Origin of the sequence: Enterococcus sp. C46 (assembly GCF_040887565.1) — a bacterium.
In the GTDB taxonomy this organism is placed as follows: Bacteria; Bacillota; Bacilli; order Lactobacillales; family Enterococcaceae; genus Enterococcus_B; species Enterococcus_B lactis.
In genome coordinates this window covers 127189-147572 of the sequence record NZ_JBFOGA010000001.1, presented here as the reverse complement: position 1 = coordinate 147572, position 20384 = coordinate 127189, and the positions used below count along the sequence as shown (strand labels likewise).

Below are 20384 nucleotides of genomic sequence, written 5' to 3'. Positions count from 1 at the left end.
AAAAGGTGATGAATAAAGCAAGCGGCTGTCGTAAAAGCCAAAATGACTTTTACGGCAGCCTCTTCTCATCAACCCGCTTTTTTCTCTGAATCTTTATAGATCACTGTTGGCTCACCAGACAATTCAGCTGCTTCCTTGGTAATAATCACTTTTTCGATGTTTTCATTTGAAGGGATATCAAACATCACATCCATCATGATTTCTTCGATGATAGAACGAAGACCTCGAGCACCAGTGTTGCGTTCGATTGCTTTTTTCGCAATAGCTCTCAACGCTTCAGGTTCGAATTCAAGTTCAGTATCATCTAGAGAAAGAAGCTTTTGATATTGTTTGACTAACGCATTTTTTGGCTCAGTCAAGATCCGCACCAGATCATCTGTTGTCAATTTCTCTAAAGCTGCCATAACAGGTAATCGTCCGATAAACTCAGGAATCAATCCGAATTTCAGCAAATCTTCAGGGATGATATGTTGCATGACGCTTTCGTCTTCAGAAAGTTTTTGGTTTTGTGTACCAAATCCAATCGTTTTTTCGCCCATACGGTTTTTCACGATTGTTTCGATACCATCAAACGCCCCACCTACGATGAACAAGATATTCGTCGTATCGATCTGGATAAATTCTTGATGTGGATGTTTACGTCCTCCCTGAGGCGGAACACTTGCAACAGTTCCTTCTAGAATCTTCAGCAAGGCTTGTTGGACACCCTCACCGGAAACATCACGAGTGATGGATACATTTTCGCTTTTACGCGCGATTTTATCGATCTCATCAATATAGATGATCCCTTTTTCTGCACGTTCCACATTGTAATCAGCAGACTGGAGCAATTTAAGTAAAATGTTTTCTACATCTTCACCCACATAACCAGCTTCTGTCAAACTTGTCGCATCTGCGATTGCAAAAGGTACATTCAACGTTTTTGCTAATGTTTGTGCCAAAAATGTTTTCCCTGACCCTGTAGGTCCGATCAAGCAGATATTGCTTTTTTGTAGTTCAACATCATCTGTGTTCTCTTGTGCTTGCTGATTGACACGTTTGTAGTGATTGTATACAGCAACAGCTAACGAGCGTTTTGCGCGATCTTGTCCAATCACGTAGTTATTCAATACTTCAAGAATTTCTAGTGGTTTAGGGACTTCAGTGAATTCGCGTACAGCTTCTTCATAAAATTCTTCATCAATGATTTCTTTACATAGGTCGATACATTCATTACAGATGTAGACCCCTGGACCAGCTACGATTTTTTTCACTTCTTCTTGGGTTTTCCCACAAAAAGAACAGCGTACGGTCTCATTGCTACTTGGATTGTCATACATGGTCTTCACCCCTTAACTTGCAAAAAGTATGCAAGAAACTATCAGAGACTTTACAGTCTTTTATTATCATAACATAGTTTAGTAAAAAGAAAAAGTGTTTAACAAAGGATCGATTGACCTATATCTTTGTATATTTTCACGCTTAACAAAAAATAAGGGACTGTGACAACAAACATGTCACAGTCCCTTATTTCATGACCTGTATTACTTAATTTCTATTCTTTTGCTTCTGTCGCTGTACCCGTGATCAATTCGATTGCTTTTTTCATTGTCACATCATGTTCCAGCATATCTTCTGTCAACACGCGTTTGATTTGTTCGATTGGCATGTTGTATGTTTCTGATAATTCTTGGATTTCTGCATTGATTTCTTCTTCTGTTGCTTGAAGATTTTCAGCAGCTGCAATTGCTTCGATCACAAGATTTGTTCTTGTGCGCATTTCTGCTTCACCTTCGAATTGTTTATGCAAGTCTTCTTCTGTAGAACCAGTTAATTGATAGTACATTTCAGGAGAGATACCTTGACGTTGCATGTTGTTCAAGAATTCGTCCATTGAACGATGTACTTCATCATGAACCATCACGTGTGGCAATTCAACGATTTCTGCGTTTTCAACAGCCATACGGATTGCTGCTTCATCTTTTGCATCGTCTGCTGCTTTTTCTTTAGTTTCTACTAATTCTTTGCGATATTTTTCTTTCAATTCGTCTAATGTTGATACTTCGTCATCCACATCTTTTGCGAATTCGTCATCTAATTCAGGCACTTCTTTTGCTTTTACTTCATGGATTGTCACTTTGAAGACTGCTTCTTTTCCAGCAAGATCTTCTGCTTGATAATCTTCTGGGAAAGTTACATTTACATCTAGACTTTCACCTGATTTATGACCAACTAATTGATCTTCAAATCCTGGAATGAATGAACCTGAACCTAATTCAAGTGAGTAATTTTCGCCTTTTCCGCCATCAAACGCTTCGCCATCTACAAAGCCTTCGAAGTCGATTACTACTGTATCGCCATTTTCAGCTGCAGCATCTTCTTTGATAACTAATTCAGCTTGTGCTTCTTGTTCACGTTTGATACGTGCATCCACGTCAGCATCTGTTACTTCACGATCTTGTTTTTCAACAACTAGATCTTTATATTGTCCTAATTTTACTTCTGGTTTCACTGTTACTTCAGCAGTGATTACCCAGTCTTGACCTTTTTCCATGCTTTCAACATCGATTTTTGGTTGAGAAACAGGATCGATGCCAGCTTCTTTGACAGCAGCTTCATAAGCTTCTGGTAATACAGCATTCAATGCATCTTCATATAAAGCTTCTTCACCGTACATACGGTTGAATACTTGACGAGAAACTTTTCCTTTACGGAATCCAGGTACGTTCAAGCTTTTTTTCACTTTATTAAACGCAGTTGTTAATCCTTTTTGGATTTCGTCTTGCGCAATCGTAAATTTTAAAACACCATCATTCGTGCCTTTTTTTTCAAATGTTGCAGTCATTTAATTCCCTCCGAGTTTAGAAATTCATTTTATACATCAAAAACGTTTCATGCATACCTTTAAATAGTACACTAACCCTTTCAAATTGTAAACATATTGAATGGGTAGAATCATTGTTTTTCATAACATTTTTATCTTTTTCACTGATAAAATCTAATGGAAGAAGATCATTTGCTCCAAAATTTTCTCTCGTTTTTTAAAAAAATTTTGTTTTTCATCTTCCGTACCATCATACATCGTTTTTCCTGTACATGCCTCTACAGTCAGTTGAAACCAACGCCTCGGGTCTTCAATGTATGTATCATAGACAGGATAAACGATTGCAGATTGCAACGTAAATTCTTCTTTCAGCACCGAACTAAGTAGCGCATCTTCATTCCCATAATGGTCTGATAACACACACAATTGTTGATAACTTGACTGTTGCTGTGGCTTAGGCAAATCTTTGGGTATAACTTTGACTAGTTTTTCTTCAATCGTCAAATAGAAAACAGGGTTGCATTCATTCAATTGCCTAAGCATCTCCAGCAATTTTGCCCTCGCTAAAATATGGACCTCTGGTAATACAATCAGTTTACTCGCTGTTTGGATAAACTCATGGTAAGGAAGCTGTTCGATCTCCTCAATAGACGACAGCTGACGTGCTGGTTCCAATGAAGGAAGTTCCTCCGATTTTTTATGGAGCGCCTTGACTTTTTGCCTCTCCATTTGGCCGGATAACTCTTCTGCAAATTGGATTTTTTCAATGATACGCTGCTCAAAAGATTCATAAAAATCTGTACTTGCTATCAATTTTCTAGCATATAAAAAATCTTGTGCACTGATTAACAAGTCAAAATAAAATTCAGCAAACTCCTCGTTTTGAAGATACTGTTTTTCATGTAAGAGTGCTTGTTTCAACGCTTCTTTTTTCTCGTCTAACTCATAAAGACAAAAAACAAGCAGGCTATTAGCCTCAAAGCTTTCTTTCAACTCGTAAGCACGTTGAAATAGTTCTTTTGCCTGCTGATATTGCTGGTTTGCTAGTGCTTGTTGGGCCACTCGCATTAAATTCTCATATTTTTCTGGAAAATCAATCGGCTTCACGCAGTGTCCTCCTCTTGCTTATGTTCAGCTCATGTTCAATAGTAGCAAAACAAAAAAAGCATGACAATTAAAAATAATCGAAGCATCCTCTAAAAGCTAGATTTTTGATCTGACTTTTATAAGATGCTTCAAACTACTGTTTTTTATGGATCATCAGCTGTTAACTTCTTGGTTGAATGCTTTGATCAGATTAATCGTAACGACACTTGTATTAGTGAAAAAATCTCCCAGATGCTGCTTTTTCTGATTAAAGATTGCTGGAAGATACCCTAACATCAGCAAAGGAAACTTTAAAATGAACCGGCAAGCACCTTCTCTAACTAAAACAGTTGACCAGCTAAGTTCTTCTTCATCAAAGCTGATGACTCGAATACCGAAGATCATTTTCCCAATCGTTTGGCCATGATTGAGTTTCGTCAATAAAACAAAATACGCTAAATAAATGAGTAATGCCGTGAATCCATAGAGACTCAAATACGAATCTGAAAAATTCAGCCAACCTAGATTTTTGGCAATACCAAGTGTTAAACGTGTAATAGCTCCGATACACAAAAGATCGATCAAGAAGGCAAACATTCGGATCAAAAAGCCTGCATAGAAATAATGAGGAAAATCATTTGCTTTTGGTGGTTCATTTTTTGTGTCAGTATACTTTTTCCATTTCCGTTGTTTCTTTTTGATTTCTTCTGATGTCATCGGTTCTCTTTCAAAAGAGCTCAGCACTTTTTGGGAAAAGCTTGGATCAGGTCCCACAGCAGGCTGCTGTTGCCTCTCTCTTCCTTGTTCCTTATTTTCGTTTGGAAGTTCCGTCATGCTTACTCACCTCCGTAATAATACATTGCTTTTGGTGATTCTGCAGTTCCGAGATTCTCAAGTATTGATAAGATCTGACTAGTTTCAGAAGATTTCAATCCTTGGAACTCTGCCAGTTTGCTTCCTAACCATGTGCTGGCAAATCCAGATGATGGGGAGGAATATTCTACTAATTCAGCATCTTCAAGCTTTTGTTCCTTTCGCATAGCTTGTAAGGCGTCTTCAGGGAATCCCAATTCATCAACTAAACCTACTTCTTTTGCTTGGACACCATCATAAATCCTTCCATCTGCTATTTTTTTGACTGCTTCTTCAGATTTATTCCGTCCCTCGCTAACGATTCTTACAAATCGTTGATACGCACTATCAATATACGCTTGAAGCACTGCTTCCTCTTCTTTTGTCTCTGGGCGTGTTCCTGATCCCATATCTTTCAACGCGCCACTTTTCACTGTTGTGTCTTCCACACCCAGTTTTTCTAAAAGCCCTGAATAATTCAATCCTGACATGATCACACCAATTGAACCGGTCACTGTTTCTTCGGTTGCAAAGATTTTATCTGCTTGAGCAGAAATATAGTAACCACCGCTAGCTGCCATGTTTTTCATACTGACATACATCGGGATATCATGTTCTTTACGGATCGTATCTAATTTCTTAGCGATTTCCGCACTTTCATAGACACCACCACCAGGAGAGTTTACTTCTAAAAAGATTCCTTTAACTGTTGGATCTTCTTCCACAGCTTTCAGTTGTTCCATGAAATTTTCATGGTTATAACCTTCAGAAGCAAATAAGCCAGAAGATCCTCCTGCAGCAATCGTTCCATCTACTGTCAGTTTTACGATTTTTTGCGTACTGTCTCCCTCTTCCAACACATTTGGTACTAACTCTTCATCCCCGTATAACCAACTGTTCAACCCTTCGACTTGATTGTTTTCCTGAGGGTTAGTCAAACTCGCCGAAACTAACGAAACCACAAATAATCCCGCAGCAATCAGAACTGCTGCCCAACGTTTTTTATTCATTCTTTCTCCTTTCTAATACAAGTTTTTTATGACGATTACAGTTTCTGACTGCTCGGAAGCGTCGAACCGCTCTGCTTTTTCTTCACGCGCATACCCGGAAAATGATTCTTTTGTCCATTCATCTTCTACCGTAAACTCTCGCGCTTGGACAACTTCCAAGGCATCAGGTGCGATTTCCTGGATGCTATCCCAACCAGTATCTAAAAATATTTTTGTATCATCTGATACACCAGCTGATGCTTCAAATTCGGACAATTGTTTTTTTAACATTCCAAGTGTCATGATTTCAATTTTTGAATCCATTTTTCTCCTCCTTCATCCTATTACTTTCTATTGTACCGAACTCCTGAAAAAGATGATAGACAAAAACCGATTATTTTTGGATACAAAACGCACACCCAAAAGGCAATTCGATATATACCAATTTATTTTTATTCTTTTTTTGTTGACAAAAACATTCGCAAAAGGGTATGATTTTAAATGTTTCCAGATAAAAAACAAAAAAGGAGGATAGTTATACCTTTTAGGAAAGCGCCTGGTCTGTGTAAACAGATGACGAGGAGAGGGTTTATCGAAAGATTCGGCGGATGACCCTAGGGACTGCACTCTACAGAAGATCCACAAAAAGTATCTGCAAAGATAAAACAAAAGGATTTTCCTGCAGCTGGAAGCATTCATACGAATTCATTATAGAAAGTAGGATGTTTTTTATGTGCGGAATTGTTGGAATGATTGGATTAAAAAATGTAACACCAGGATTGATTGGCGGGCTAGAAAAATTGGAATACCGCGGTTATGATTCAGCTGGCATCTTTGTCTCAGATGGCACGACAGATCATTTAGTCAAAGCACAAGGCAGAATCCAAAATTTAAAAGATAGAATAACTTCTGATACTACAGGAAATATAGGCATCGGCCATACACGTTGGGCAACCCACGGACAACCATCTGAGGAAAATGCCCATCCACATACTTCACAAAGCGGGCGTTTCGTACTTGTCCATAATGGCGTGATCGAAAACTTCGAAGAACTTAAAAATGCTTATTTAACAGATGATCACTTTATCGGTGAGACAGATACTGAGATTATCGCTCATCTGATTGAAACTTTTGCGAAGGATATGACGGCAAAAGAGGCATTTTTAAAAGCTTTGCGCGTCATCAAAGGTTCTTATGCTTTCGCTTTGATTGATCGTACAACACCTGATGTGATTTATGTAGCGAAAAACAAAAGCCCATTGTTAGTCGGACTTGGTGATGGATTCAATGTAATTGCTAGCGATGCAATGGCTATGCTTGCTCATACGAAGAAATTCGTCGAGGTCGAAGATGAAGAGATGGTTACCGTTACATCAGACAAAATTATTATCCAAAATTTTGCGGGCGACATTATGGAACGTTCTTCATTTGAAGCGCAAGTAGATGCTTCAGATATCGAGAAAGGCACCTATCCTTTTTATATGCTGAAAGAAATCGACGAACAGCCTATTATCATGCGCCGTATTGCTCAAAAATACGTAACAGAAGACAATCGAGTCCCTCTTGATCCAAAACTGATCGATACATTATCTGACAGCGATCGAATCTACATCGTTGCTTGCGGAACTAGTTACCATGCGGGATTAGCTGGTAAACAGACTTTGGAAGAATTGACACAGATTCCTGTCGAGGTTCATTTAGCCAGTGAATTCGGCTATAACACACCTCTTCTTTCACAAAAACCATTCTTTATTTTCTTGAGTCAAAGTGGCGAAACAGCGGACAGTCGGCAAGTGCTGGTAAAAATCAACCGTCTTGACTATCCTTCACTTACGATTACAAATGTTGCTGGCTCTACTCTTTCGCGAGAAGCATCCTTCACCCTATTGTTGCATGCCGGACCTGAGATTGCAGTAGCATCAACGAAAGCTTATACTGCACAAATAGCAGTACTGACTTTATTAGCCAAAGCTATCGGTGACAAAAAAGAAGTAGAAACTTCTCTTTCGTTCGATATCACTCATGAATTGAGTTTAGTCGCAAATGCGATGGAATCGGTCATTGCCCAGAAAGATTATTTAGAGGAGCTGGCTGCAGAATACCTCAGTGACACAAGAAATGCTTTTTATATCGGACGCGGGGCAGACTACAACGTTTCTCTTGAAGCCGCTTTGAAATTGAAAGAAATCAGTTACATCCAGGCAGAAGGTTTTGCTGCTGGTGAATTGAAACACGGAACAATTGCTTTGATTGAAGAAGGAACACCCGTGATCGGAATCATCAGTGAAGAAGTGACTGGCGCGCATACTCGAGGTAATCTGAAAGAAGTCGAAAGCCGTGGCGCTAAAACATTAGTTATCGTCTCAGAAGGATTAGAAAAGGAAAATGACCAACTAGTACTGCCAGCAGTCCACCCTTATCTGTCTACTCTTGCCACAGTCGTACCGACTCAATTACTTGCCTATTACGCCACACTGTTACGAGGGTTTGACGTTGACAAGCCACGTAATCTGGCGAAATCAGTAACAGTTGAGTAACGTTTCTGTACGGGAAATCATTTGATTTTTGCAGTCTTTTGTAAAAAAATAAAAGCATAGTATGTACCGAACACCAAAAAAATTTGATTTTTAGTGTTCGGTATTTTTACTTTATTTCATTTCCCGTTTACTTTTTAAAACCTCGTTTAAATAAATCGTTCACTTTCTCTGTCTATAATATTGGAGTTCCTTTAATAATTTGGCTTTTAATTCCGTTTCTTCAACTACTTCAAGTAAATCAAACCCTTTTTGCATTAATTTTGTATCGTTTTGGCAGTACCCCAATCTTACGAAGATCATGCCTAGATAATCAGCTCGTTTTGCTCGTTTCGCCATATCTTTTGCTAGATTCAACATGTATCGGCCATCTTCTACAAGTTTTTTTGTATATATATTTGAGAGATATTCATCAAAAGTGTCAGCCTTACTGTATCGACAACATCCAATCGATTATATCTATCAAGCGTAGCTAATAGAATAGGATACATTATTTCTAACGTGCTGATTTCTAGATGAAATGAAATGATCGCAAATATTTGAATATCTCTTAATGTCCACACCTCTATTTTTGAAAGCCGCTGCCAAATCGGAGTCACCAACCCTTTGAATTCTGTTTTATCAAAGTCTATAGGATCAGCAGATAAATACAAGCGTAAAATCAACAGGATTTCTTCTATTTTTTTATCTGAACAAGTAGATGTAAATTCTAAACATCGTCTATACAACTTTCTTATCTGTGCACTTTCTGTATTTGAAATAATAGAAATAAAAATCCTCAATAAGCCTTGTACGATTATCTCTATTATCTCTATTATCTCTATTATCTATATTTGCCAAATATCTAAATTCATCTAAAGATACATCTATCCTCTCTAATAAATAACAAGAATTTTCAAACCTTGGCTCCGTCTCATTTTTTTCAATCCGCGAAAGAGTTGTCCTATCTAAAAAATCATTACAAACTTCTTTTTGAGTCATTCCTTTCCCTTTCCTTATAAATCGATACATTTCGCCAAACCTCAATTTTTTCTCCCTCCAAAATTTTTGTGAGCTTATGCAACAAATCTACCAAAAACAATTCGATGATTATAAAATATAAGGGTAACAAAGAAACTATTATACTTATATTATAACAAAAACAAAATGGAGGTTGTCCTATGATAAGAAAAATGCTTATTATTTTTGTCACTACAATTGTTGTTTCCTCACTCGTCCTGACTTCTACTGCAATCGTCTCCCTTGCTTCTGAATTAGATACTACCACTATCAAGCCTGATGTTTACAAAAATGATAGTTATGAAGATGCTAACGGCAATAGAGGGACTGGTAGAATAACCTTGACTGAAGCACGCTGGAGTTCTACCTATGATTTTCGATGGTAACAAAATTAACGCTCTTACGCTGGTCTATTCTCTTTTTTGATAGTATAGTTGCTTCTCTTGTTTTGTACTTCCTTATTGCGGACGGGCAAAACTATTATTACGTCTATCTATTGGCTCAAATTCCTAGTTATATTATTCTTGATCATATCCACAAAAAAATAGGATTAAAAGCAGATAAAGCACGCAAACGTGCTATTTTACTAGTGATGTTGAGTTTTTTCATCTCTTACATTGGTATAATATTTCTTACACAATATGTTTTTATATGTTTTTAAATAAAAGAAAAAGCAAAGACCAGCGACGAATAACCGTCACTAGTCTTTGCTTTTTCTCTTCTACCTTAGGTTCTTAATCTAGACCGATTTCTTCTTTGACTACTGCTGCGATTTTATCGACATAGTAATTGACTTTCTCATCGGTAGGCGCTTCTGCCATCACACGAAGTAATGGTTCTGTGCCGGAAGGGCGAACTAGGATTCTACCTTCTGACCCCATTTCAGCTTCTGCTTCTTCGATCACTTTTTTAATTGCTGGAACATCCATCGCACCATTTTTATCACTTACACGGATATTCACTAATTTTTGCGGATAAATCGTTACCTCTGCTGCAAGCTCAGATAATTTTTTACCCGTCTGTTTCATAATATTCAACAACTGAATTCCTGAAAGCATCCCATCACCAGTTGTGTTGAAATCTAAGAAAATCATGTGTCCAGACTGCTCGCCACCAAAATTATAATCGTTTTTGCGCATTTCTTCTACAACATAACGATCACCGACTTGTGTAACGACATCTTTCAGACCGATTCCTTCTACCGCTTTGTGGAAGCCTAAGTTGCTCATCACAGTTGTAACGATGGTGTCTTTTTTCAAGCGATTTTTTTCTGCTAAGTATTTAGCACAGATAAACATGATTTTATCACCATCGACGATATTCCCAAGTTCATCTACCGCGATGATGCGATCGCCATCGCCATCGAAAGCTAGACCAGCGTCCGCTCCTTTTTCAACGACCATCTCAGCTAAACGTTCTGGATGCGTAGAACCTACCCCATCATTGATGTTTAAACCATCTGGATTTGTGCCCATTGTATAGAAGTCTGTTTCAAGATCAGCGAACAAACGATTGACACTTGTTGAAGTTGCTCCGTTTGCTGCATCGACACAAATCGTCAAACCGGAAAGATCGCCATTGATCGTTTGAACAAGGAATTGAGAATATTTCAATAAACCTTCTGGAAATTCTTCTACAGTTCCCAAACCGTCAGCTGATGGACGAGGCAATTCATCTACTTCTGCATCCAACAATGCTTCGATTTCTAGTTCTTGATCATCTACTAATTTAAAACCGTCTGCACCAAAAAATTTGATTCCATTATCCTGCGCTGGATTGTGAGAAGCAGAGATCATCACTCCTGCACTTGCTTTTTGTAACCGTGTCAGATAAGCAACACCTGGCGTAGAAATCACACCTAGTTGGAACACTTCGATACCCACCGATAAAAGTCCTGAAATCAGCGCTTCTTCTAACATTTGACCTGAGATTCTTGTATCCCGCCCCACTAGTACGCGTGGGCGTTTTCCTTCTTCTTCATGCTGGCTTAGGACATAACCTCCGCATCGTCCCAGCTTAAATGCAAGTTCTGGCGTAAGCTCCTTGTTGGCTTCACCGCGGACGCCGTCTGTTCCAAAATATTTACCCATAGTTGTAAAATTACTCCTTTAACTTAATTTTCCGAGGAATTTGTTCTGCTCATTTGTGTTGATTCGCTTGTTTGCGACGTTTCTTCTGTACTCGTGGATGAACTGCTTGTTGCAGATTCCGAACTAGAAGAGATGGACGTTGTTGTTGAAGGTACCGTTACTGAATCAGCAGATGTGGTGCTTGTACTTATATTTGTATCTTCTTGTGTCCGACTGCTCGTCGAAGCGGAGCTGCTGCTTGACGTTTGCATTACGGGTGTAATCTCCACACTGACTGATTTAGGTTTGATACTTAGTCCTTCTTCTACTGGTATTTCGATTTTACGAGTTGTTCGATGACTGATTCCTGAGACATTGATTGGTACAACGATACTGTCGCCGATTGACGCAAGCAAATCGCTAGATCCGCTTACTTCTGCTTCCAGGTCTGAAAAACTGAAATCATAGCTTTTAACCCCAGCAGCCGGTGTTCCTTGTTGCGTCCCATAAAGTCGTACCGTTTTGCTTGGTTTGATTGCATCAGCTTTCACAGTTACTTGCACTGGATCGGAAATGATACTTAATATTTCTCCTGCTGCGTTCAGCGCTTGTATCGGCACTTCACTATTGATTCCATCATCCGTGACCATCGAAGCATCTACATCAGCTACTACTCGTTTGATTTCGGCCAACGTTTTATCACCTGTAGTGATAGAGACTTTTTTAGGACTAACGGAAGTATCATCCAGCTCATATCCAGATGGTGTGATCGTTGAAGGAATCAATGTTTCCACATCGAAATCTTTTGTCACCTTTTTCTCAACCGTTACTGTAATAGTTGCTGGTTCCATCTTTGCTGTGACAGCACTGCTCAAGTTCTGAATTTTCAGCGGAACTTCATGTGTTCCTTCGCCAAGCTTAGTGATATCTGCAGTGATGCGAAACATCCGTGTATCTTCGTTTGCTTCTGCATTCAACTGGACTCGGTTTGCACTGGAAAGTTTGACCGTCACTGTGTTTTCATATCCATGGATATAATAGCGTTGCGAATCATAAGAAATTTTGATTGGCACACCAGTGACTGTTTGATTATACGCTTCATTTCCAGAAAGCGTGTTTTGAACGGACTGTCCATTTGCATTGAAGTACATTGCAATACTGAACAGCAATGCAATAAAACTGTAAAGAATGCTTGTCCGTTTCTCTTTTGAGATCATTTGCGATCCCCTCCCTTAGTCATACCGTCTAGGAAAGATTGAATCACGTTTTTCTTATTTTTTGTTTTCTCTTCAGCAATTAATTCTCTACGCAAGATTGCCAAATATTCTTGCTGGGATAAGCCAGCCATCAGTTCATTATCTAACGTGATGCTGACGTCCCCGGTTTCTTCAGAGACAACGATGGTGATCGCGTCGCTGACTTCGCTTATACCGACAGCTGCCCGGTGTCGAGTCCCGAATTCTTTAGGGATCAACATACTTTCTGATAGAGGAAGATAGGCACTTGCTACTGCGATCTTTCCTTCTTTTACAATAACTGCACCATCATGCAGCGGTGTATTAGGAATAAAGATATTGATCAGCAGCTCCCCAGTGATATCTGCATCTAAAGCAATCCCTGTCTCAATATACTCATCTAATCCAGTATGACGTTCGATAGTGATCAGCGCACCGATTTTTCGCTTGGACATATATTGGATGGCTTTGTCAAAAGACAAGATCATCTTCTCATCTTCCTGCTGTTCGCTTTTTGATTGTTTGAAAAGCGAACTGCGTCCAAGATGTTCCAGTCCTCTCCGGATTTCCGGCTGAAAAATCACGATAGCAGCTATCACCCCGTACGTGATGACTTGGTTCATCAGCCAAGACAAGGTGTGCAGACCAATGATTTCTGCTACGATTCGGATAACAATAAAAATAGCTACACCTTTCAGAAGCTGAATCGCTTTTGTGCCTCGCAGCAGTTGGATCAGTTTGTATACAAGATACCAGACAACCAGAATATCAAGTATGTTCACCAAAAAATTCAGAGAGAACAAGTCACCGGAAAACATTTGCTGCCAATAGTCCAAATTAAAAAGTTCCCCGATTTGAAATGACATAAAAAGCCTCTCTTCTCTTTTGAGATTTCCTCTCTAGTATATCATATGTTTTAATTTTAGAGGCTGATCTACTCGTTTTTTTCTTGAGAAAAACACATAATTTTCAAGAAAATTACAAGTATGCGTTTTATTTTTCTCTAGAATAAAAATTTTTAAACCTCAGAGAATTATTCATTACATTTTTTCTGTTATTTTTCACTTTTTTCTTCTGTAACGTGTTCCATTTTTTTACGTCGTTCTGCTCGAGCGGCTCTTCGGGCAGCTCTTCTTTCTTCCGCTTCAAGATCCGTCGTTTTTTCTTTTCTCGTTTTAACGACTACATCAATGGACTCTTCTGGTTCAAGTCTTTTCTTGATTTTTTCTAATTCTCCTGACAGTGCAGCATAGTTGTAAAAACGTTTTTTAGCATCTTGGACAGTCTTTTCAAATAAAGCTTTTGCAAGATTTGGATTTGCGTTCTCTAGTGAAGAAAAGCGAACCTGTTTCCTCATGAAATCAGGCATAGTAGAGAAATCAGGTTTTTTGTAGTCCAAAGTCATTGGTTTCTTGTTTTTTTCGACCATTGTAGGGTTATATCGATATAATGACCAATAACCAGAAGAAACAGCTTCTTTTGCTTCTTTAAGCGATTCTTTCATTCCACCAAGCAAGCCATGTGTGATACAAGGTGTATAGGCAATAATCAAAGAAGGGCCAGGATACTTTTCTGCTTCTTCAAATGCTTTGATTGTCTGCATTTGATTGGCCCCTGAAGCGATTTGTGCTACATAGACATTCCCATATGTCATCGCCATCATCCCTAAGTCTTTCTTTGAAGCATATTTTCCACTAGCTGAAAATTTAGCGATTGCCGAAGCTGGTGTTGCTTTTGAGGTTTGACCGCCAGTATTGGAATAGACTTCGTTATCCAAAACAAGGATATTTACGTCTGCTCCGCTGGCAAGTACATGATCGATCCCGCCAAAACCAATGTCGTAAGCCCATCCATCTCCGCCAATCATCCATTGGCTGTTTTTTACGAATAGATCTCTTCTCTTGTATATATCTTCCAGTTCAGGGACAATTGATCGTTCATTTTCGATCGCTGCTTGCAGTTTTGCTGCTCTTTGTTGCGTTCCTTCACTCTCAAAGAGATGTTCCAACCAGTCTTCCATCAATTCTCGCAGTTCTTCTGACACTTTTGGCAATACTTCTTTGATTGAATTTGCCAAAGCCTCACGACGAGTCTGTGCCGCCAGAAGCATACCATAACCAAATTCAGCATTATCTTCCAATAAAGAATTTGACCATGCAGGCCCTTGACCACATTCGTTTGTCGTATAAGGCGAAGCTGGAGAGGCACCGCCCCAAATAGAAGAACAGCCTGTCGCATTCGCAATCATCATTCGATCGCCGAACATTTGTGTCAATAATTTTACATAAGGTGTTTCGCCACAGCCTGAGCAAGCGCCTGAGAATTCAAGAAGTGGTTGGTTGAATTGTGTCGATAAAACCGTATTTTTCCCTTTCACTGGATTTTCTTTTTGTCTTAGCGTCATCGCAAAAGCCCAATTCATAGCTTGTTCTTTCTGTTCTTCATAAGGTTTCATCACTAAAGCTTTGCCTTTTGCGGGACAAGCCTCTACACACAGACCACAACCTGTACAGTCTTCCACTGAAACTTGGATACGGTATTTTACGCCGTCTGCGCCTCTCATTTCTCTCACGATAAATCCTTCTGGTGCTTCTTCCATTTCCTCTTCATCTGCTAAAAATGGACGGATGGCAGCATGTGGACACACAAAGGCACATTCATTACACATCGTACAGCGATCACTAATCCACTCAGGTACTTCTAAAGCGACACCTCGCTTTTCAACAGAAGCCGTTCCTAAAGGCATTTCGCCAGTTGTCATTCCATTTGCTACAAGCGTACCAACAGAGAGATGATTCCCTTCCTGCGCATTCACTGGCTCAAGGATTTCTTGTACATACCCCTTGTTCCTTTTATTGATTTTTTCAGGCATCTCCAATGTTTTCCAATTTTCTGGAATCACAACTTCATGAAGCAGTTCGATTGTCCGATCGATTGCCTGTATGTTTTTTTCTACGATAGCCATTGATTTATGCCCGTAGCTTTTTAGTGCTTCTTCTTTTAGCAACGGAATCACTTCATCAAATGGAATGATGTCAGCTAATTTAAAAAATGCTGTTTCCATTGCCGTATTGATCCGTCGTCCCAAACCAACTTCTTGGGCCAATCTCATGGCATTGATCGTATAGAACCGAATGTTATTTTCAGCCAAGTAACGTTTTAATTTTATGGGCAGATGCGTTTCTAATTGTTCGTCACTCCAAAGAGTATTCAGTAAAAAGATTCCACCTGGCTTCAATCCTTTGACTAAGTCATAGCTATGCAGGTAAGCTGGTGTGTGACAAGCAACAAGGTCCGCATGCTCGACAAGATACGCTGAACGTATCGGCGTATCTCCAAAACGCAGATGAGAGACAGTTAGACCGCCAGATTTTTTCGAATCATAATAAAAATAGCCTTGAGCATATTTGTCTGTGTGATCCCCGATAATCTTGATGGCTGATTTATTTGCACCAACTGTTCCGTCAGATCCAAATCCCCAAAACTTTGCCTGGAATGTTTGCGGTTCTGTTAAATCTAGACTTTCTTTTGTTTCCAAAGATTGATAAGACACATCATCCACGATCCCAATGGTGAACCTTTTTTTGCGTATACTTGGATCTTTTTGCAATTCATCAAAAACTGCCGAGATTTGATCGGGTGTCACATCTTTCGAACCTAATCCGTAGCGACCGCCAATAATAGCCGGGCGAAATTCAGAATCATATAACGCACTTTGAACGTCTAATAAAAGGGGTTCTCCCCCTGCTCCTGGCTCTTTACTTCGATCAAGAACAGCGATTGCTTTTACTGTATGAGGTAACTTTTGCACAAATGTTTCCACTGGAAAAGGTCGATAAAGATGGATATTCAAAAAACCTGTTTTCCGTCCGTTTGCATTCAAATAATCAACTGTTTGCTCAATCGTCTGTGCAACTGATCCCATCGAAACAATGACCTCTTCTGCATCAGCTGCTCCGTAATAAGTCACCAAATCATAAGAAGTACCTCGTAATCGATTAATCTCTTTCATATATTTTTGTACGATTGCAGGTAACTTATCATAATACGGATTGATTGTTTCCCGTTGTTGAAAATGAATATCTGGATTCTGGTTCGTGCCACTAACTGTCGGATGATTGGGATTCATCCCACGTTTACGAAAAGAAGCTAACTTCTCCTGATTGACCAAAGGAGCTAATTCTTCATATTCCAAAACTTCGATTTTTTGAATTTCGTGACTCGTACGGAACCCATCAAAGAAATTCAAAAAAGGCAATTCGCCTTCAATGGAAGCAAGATGGGCAACAGGTGTCAAATCCATCACTTCTTGCACACTGCTTTCAGCTAGCATCGCAAACCCTGTTTGTCTTGCAGCCATCACGTCTCCATGATCTCCAAATATATTTAAAGCATTCGTCGTCACTGCCCGACTAGCAACGTGAAAAACACTTGGCAGTAGTTCCCCAGCAATTTTATACATATTCGGTATCATCAAAAGCAACCCTTGTGAGGCGGTATATGTAGTTGTCAGCGCACCAGTTTTCAGTGAACCGTGAACCACGCCAGCTGCTCCTGCTTCGGATTGCATTTCCACTACTTTTACTGGTTGACCAAATACATTTTCTTTTCCTGCTGCTGACCATTGATCGACTAATTCAGCCATGGTCGAACTGGGCGTTATCGGATATATTGCAGCAATCTCGGTAAAAGCATAAGAAATATACGCGGCTGCCGTATTGCCGTCCATTGTTTTCATTTTTCGCATGATTCATCATCCTTGTTCATATTCTCTCTTATTATCTGTTCCATTATAACGTAAAATATTCCATTTTTTCTTTTATTTAGAAAAATATTTCACATACGTCTATTTCAATCATTTTTTTAGAAAAACAATCTAAATCGTTGCCTTTTTTTGTCAGACATGTGTAAACTATAACCGAAAGAGGTGTTTTTACATGGATATATCAGTGATTGATGCAACAAAAACAACTACAGAAAAAGGTATTACTTATGGTTCATCAGATGCTCCTAAAAAAATGATCGAATTCATCAACTTAGCTTGCCCATATTGCCGACAATGGTTTGAAGAATCTCATGAGCTATTGGAAGAAGCCGTCCAAAGCGGTCAATTACAGAGAGTGATCAAATTATTCGATAAAGAAAAAGAAAGCTTGCAGCGAGGAAACGTGATGCACCGGTATATCACGATCAGCGATGGACAACAAGCAATCAAAGAGATCAAACAAATATTCGATACTCAAGACGAGTGGAAACATCTTTCGCTCCAAGGAGTAGCGGATTTTGCAGCAGATAAATTAGGGCTGGCAGAACAAAAAAACGAACAGCTGAGCCAAGCTATCATCAACGAAGCTGAGCAAGCACATATTCGATTTGTTCCAACCGTCATCTTGGGTAAAGAAATCTTTGATGAATCTATTTCAAAAGAAAAACTAAAAGAATTGATCCAAGCAAAATAAAACAACAAGGGGGCTGTGACAAAAGTCTTGTCACAGCCCTTTCCTAGTATGTTTTTTCCGAATAAACGGTGTTCCAGAAGTAGCTTCTGTCACAACCTCTCCACTAAACAGTATTCAATCAGATATAGTTTCCAGTGATCGTTTGTGCGTTCTTTAATCCTCCTGGAATCCCTTCATAAAGAATATTTCCACCACCAGATCCACCTTCTGGTCCAAGATCAATGATCCAATCAGCACTTCGGATCACATCTAGATTGTGTTCAATAACAATGACCGTGTTCCCTTTATCCACTAAGTTATTGATAATTCGAATCACATTTTCGACATCTGACATATGCAGTCCTGTTGTTGGCTCATCTAGAATGTATATTTGTCCATTTGTTTTCAATTCATTAGCTAATTTCAGCCTTTGTGCTTCTCCGCCAGATAAGGTGTCCATCGGCTGTCCAAGAGTCAGATAACCAATACCAACTTCTTCTAGATTCTCAAGCTTTCGCTGGATCTCTTTCTCATCAAAAAATTCAAGTGCTTCTTCTATGGTCATATCCATGACTTCTACGATATTTTTTCCACGATAACGATAATCCAAAACAGCTGGATCATAACGTTTCCCATGGCAATTTGAATAAACTACCTCTGATTCGTCCATAAAGGATAGATTAAGCTCGATTACACCCATTCCTTTGCATTCTGGACAAGCCCCTTTAGAATTGTAGCTGAAATATCCAGCATCAACTTGATTTTCTTTACCAAAAGCTTTCCGAATGTTATTCATGATCCCACTGAATGTGGCTGGATTTGACCGTTTGTTCGTATGGATTGGATTTTGATCAATAAGTAGGCTTTCTGGAAAGTCTTTTAAAAATACTTGATTGACCAATGTACTCTTGCCAGAACCAGCTACCCCAGAAACAACGGTAAAAACACCTTTAGGGATTTCTAAGCGAATATTTTTTAAATTATGCAAAGAGCTCTGGCGGCTAATAAAGGTTTCTGAAAATGTCCGTACTTCTTTTTTGATTGGTAATTGATGTCGCAAATAGTTTCCCGTTAACGTACCAGAATCCAGTAATCCATCATAATCCCCAGTATACATGATCTCACCGCCGTGACTTCCAGCATAAGGTCCTACATCCACGATATGATCGGCCACCTTGATGACATCAGGATCATGTTCGACTACCAGAACTGTATTCCCTTCATCTCGGATTTTTTTTAATAAATCATTAAGTAGATGGACATCTCTAGGATGCAATCCTGTACTTGGCTCATCAAAAATATACATCATATTAGTCAAACTGCTAGCTAATTGCTTCACCATTTTTACTCGCTGTGATTCCCCTCCAGATAAACTTGAAGTCTCGCGTGTCAATGTCATATAGCCTAATCCAATATCAATCAAATCTTGGATACGTTTTTTGATACTGGCAATCAACGGATGACGCTCTTTGTTATCTAACGTTTCTAGTATTTGTAATAGTGAAGATAATTCTTTTGCGGTCAAATCGTATATATTATAACCGTTTATTTTAGAGTTTAGGACTTCGTGTGAGAAACGTTTTCCTTGGCATTCTGGACAAGTGTCCATTTTGGTATACGTCTCCAGAACCTTTGCTGTTTTTTTCGTTGTTTCTTTTTCAGTATGGACATTGGTTCGCATGAATCGAGTGACAATCCCTTCATACGTCACATTCATATCTCCCGCACTTGGTATATTGATTCTCTCTGCTTTTCCATACAATAATCGATCGTATTCTTCTGATGTGTATTCGGAGATTGGTTTGTTTGGGTCGAATAAACCAGTCTCTGCATACATTTTCCAATACCAAGTCCCTACCGTGAAATTGGGAAGCAAGATTGCTCCTTCATTTAGTGAGCGTGTCACATCTACGGCGGCATCGATATTCAATGTTATCGTTTTTCCAATTCCTTGGCAGACAGGGCACATACCTTGAGGATCATTAAATGAATACGCGTTGGCATAACCTAATGGCGGTTCAGCAAAGCGTGAAAATAAAATTCGAAAAAGTGCCTGAATATCCGTTGCAGTACCTAAAGTGGATCGAGCATTTCCTCCCAGTTTCTTCTGATTGATCAAAACAGCCGTGGATAAATGCTTGATTTCATCAATATCAGGTCTGCTATATTTAGGCAAAAAATTACGTGCAAAACTATTAAAAGTCTCATTCAGTTGTCTGCCCGCCTCCTGTGCAATCGTATCAAAAACAATAGAAGATTTGCCAGACCCTGATACGCCAGTAAAGATGGTAATTTTATTTTTTGGGATACGCAAATCAATGTTTTTCAAGTTGTTTTCTCGTGCATGAATCAATTCAATATACTCTGTCATCCTTGTTT

The 20384-nt window shown here is 39.1% G+C and carries 14 protein-coding genes and 1 pseudogene; 3 read left to right on the top strand and 12 right to left on the bottom strand.

Annotation, left to right across the window (positions count from 1 at the left end; translation table 11 throughout):
- Positions 1–68: 68 nt before the first annotated feature.
- From clpX to AB3I27_RS00695, 6 genes are all read right to left on the bottom strand, one after another.
- On the bottom strand, positions 69–1319 hold the full coding sequence (gene clpX, locus AB3I27_RS00720; RefSeq protein WP_002292068.1) for an ATP-dependent Clp protease ATP-binding subunit ClpX: 1251 nt from the start codon (positions 1317–1319) through the stop codon (positions 69–71).
- 215 nt (positions 1320–1534) lie between these two features.
- Entirely contained in the window at positions 1535–2824 is a 1290-nt protein-coding gene (tig, locus tag AB3I27_RS00715; protein ID WP_002292069.1) for a trigger factor, read from the bottom strand.
- 153 nt (positions 2825–2977) lie between these two features.
- Positions 2978–3910: a hypothetical protein gene (locus tag AB3I27_RS00710; RefSeq protein ID WP_002309014.1), complete on the bottom strand. Its 933-nt coding sequence runs from the start codon at positions 3908–3910 to the stop codon at positions 2978–2980.
- Between the two features lie 153 nt (positions 3911–4063).
- Positions 4064–4723, bottom strand: coding sequence for an RDD family protein (locus AB3I27_RS00705; protein WP_002292072.1), 660 nt, complete (start codon positions 4721–4723; stop codon positions 4064–4066).
- A 2-nt stretch (positions 4724–4725) separates the two neighbouring features.
- On the bottom strand, positions 4726–5751 hold the full coding sequence (gene sppA, locus AB3I27_RS00700; protein ID WP_002309012.1) for a signal peptide peptidase SppA: 1026 nt from the start codon (positions 5749–5751) through the stop codon (positions 4726–4728).
- 12 nt (positions 5752–5763) lie between these two features.
- Positions 5764–6054, bottom strand: coding sequence for a hypothetical protein (locus tag AB3I27_RS00695; RefSeq protein WP_002297551.1), 291 nt, complete (start codon positions 6052–6054; stop codon positions 5764–5766).
- Between the two features lie 407 nt (positions 6055–6461).
- Between AB3I27_RS00695 and glmS the strand changes: the two genes are divergently transcribed.
- Positions 6462–8267, top strand: coding sequence for a glutamine--fructose-6-phosphate transaminase (isomerizing) (glmS, locus tag AB3I27_RS00690; protein ID WP_002306489.1), 1806 nt, complete (start codon positions 6462–6464; stop codon positions 8265–8267).
- A 159-nt stretch (positions 8268–8426) separates the two neighbouring features.
- Here the strand turns inward: glmS and AB3I27_RS00685 are convergent.
- Positions 8427–9275, bottom strand: a pseudogene (locus AB3I27_RS00685) (helix-turn-helix domain-containing protein).
- Positions 9276–9424: 149 nt separating this feature from the next.
- On the opposite strand from AB3I27_RS00685, the gene AB3I27_RS00680 reads away from it, so the two are divergent.
- Entirely contained in the window at positions 9425–9649 is a 225-nt protein-coding gene (locus tag AB3I27_RS00680; protein ID WP_002306487.1) for a hypothetical protein, read from the top strand.
- Positions 9650–9997: 348 nt separating this feature from the next.
- Here AB3I27_RS00680 and glmM read toward each other — a convergent pair whose 3' ends face one another.
- The 4 genes from glmM to nifJ all read right to left on the bottom strand — a co-directional run bounded on the left by glmM (position 9998) and on the right by nifJ (position 17314).
- On the bottom strand, positions 9998–11353 hold the full coding sequence (glmM, locus tag AB3I27_RS00675; RefSeq protein WP_002292085.1) for a phosphoglucosamine mutase: 1356 nt from the start codon (positions 11351–11353) through the stop codon (positions 9998–10000).
- A 23-nt stretch (positions 11354–11376) separates the two neighbouring features.
- Positions 11377–12549, bottom strand: coding sequence for a CdaR family protein (locus tag AB3I27_RS00670; RefSeq protein ID WP_325907979.1), 1173 nt, complete (start codon positions 12547–12549; stop codon positions 11377–11379).
- Complete coding sequence (gene cdaA / locus AB3I27_RS00665) at positions 12546–13433, bottom strand: diadenylate cyclase CdaA (RefSeq protein WP_002287821.1); 888 nt, start codon at positions 13431–13433, stop codon at positions 12546–12548. Before cdaA ends, AB3I27_RS00670 begins: the two co-directional genes overlap by 4 nt.
- A 188-nt stretch (positions 13434–13621) precedes the next feature.
- Entirely contained in the window at positions 13622–17314 is a 3693-nt protein-coding gene (gene nifJ / locus AB3I27_RS00660) for a pyruvate:ferredoxin (flavodoxin) oxidoreductase (protein ID WP_002334747.1), read from the bottom strand.
- Positions 17315–17504: 190 nt separating this feature from the next.
- On the opposite strand from nifJ, the gene AB3I27_RS00655 reads away from it, so the two are divergent.
- Complete coding sequence (locus AB3I27_RS00655) at positions 17505–18026, top strand: DsbA family protein (protein WP_002292093.1); 522 nt, start codon at positions 17505–17507, stop codon at positions 18024–18026.
- 118 nt (positions 18027–18144) lie between these two features.
- On the opposite strand, the gene AB3I27_RS00650 is transcribed toward AB3I27_RS00655, so the two are convergent.
- Positions 18145–20376: an excinuclease ABC subunit UvrA gene (locus tag AB3I27_RS00650; protein ID WP_104760048.1), complete on the bottom strand. Its 2232-nt coding sequence runs from the start codon at positions 20374–20376 to the stop codon at positions 18145–18147.
- Positions 20377–20384 lie beyond the last annotated feature (8 nt).

Coding starts and splice junctions, on each gene's coding strand:
- clpX (WP_002292068.1), bottom strand. CDS start 1,319: ATGTATGACAATCCAAGTAGCAATGAGACCGTACGCTGTTCTTTTTGT.
- tig (WP_002292069.1), bottom strand. CDS start 2,824: ATGACTGCAACATTTGAAAAAAAAGGCACGAATGATGGTGTTTTAAAA.
- AB3I27_RS00705 (WP_002292072.1), bottom strand. CDS start 4,723: ATGACGGAACTTCCAAACGAAAATAAGGAACAAGGAAGAGAGAGGCAA.
- sppA (WP_002309012.1), bottom strand. CDS start 5,751: ATGAATAAAAAACGTTGGGCAGCAGTTCTGATTGCTGCGGGATTATTT.
- AB3I27_RS00695 (WP_002297551.1), bottom strand. CDS start 6,054: ATGGATTCAAAAATTGAAATCATGACACTTGGAATGTTAAAAAAACAA.
- glmS (WP_002306489.1), top strand. CDS start 6,462: ATGTGCGGAATTGTTGGAATGATTGGATTAAAAAATGTAACACCAGGA.
- AB3I27_RS00680 (WP_002306487.1), top strand. CDS start 9,425: ATGATAAGAAAAATGCTTATTATTTTTGTCACTACAATTGTTGTTTCC.
- glmM (WP_002292085.1), bottom strand. CDS start 11,353: ATGGGTAAATATTTTGGAACAGACGGCGTCCGCGGTGAAGCCAACAAG.
- AB3I27_RS00670 (WP_325907979.1), bottom strand. CDS start 12,549: ATGATCTCAAAAGAGAAACGGACAAGCATTCTTTACAGTTTTATTGCA.
- cdaA (WP_002287821.1), bottom strand. CDS start 13,433: ATGTCATTTCAAATCGGGGAACTTTTTAATTTGGACTATTGGCAGCAA.
- nifJ (WP_002334747.1), bottom strand. CDS start 17,314: ATGCGAAAAATGAAAACAATGGACGGCAATACGGCAGCCGCGTATATT.
- AB3I27_RS00655 (WP_002292093.1), top strand. CDS start 17,505: ATGGATATATCAGTGATTGATGCAACAAAAACAACTACAGAAAAAGGT.
- AB3I27_RS00650 (WP_104760048.1), bottom strand. CDS start 20,376: ATGACAGAGTATATTGAATTGATTCATGCACGAGAAAACAACTTGAAA.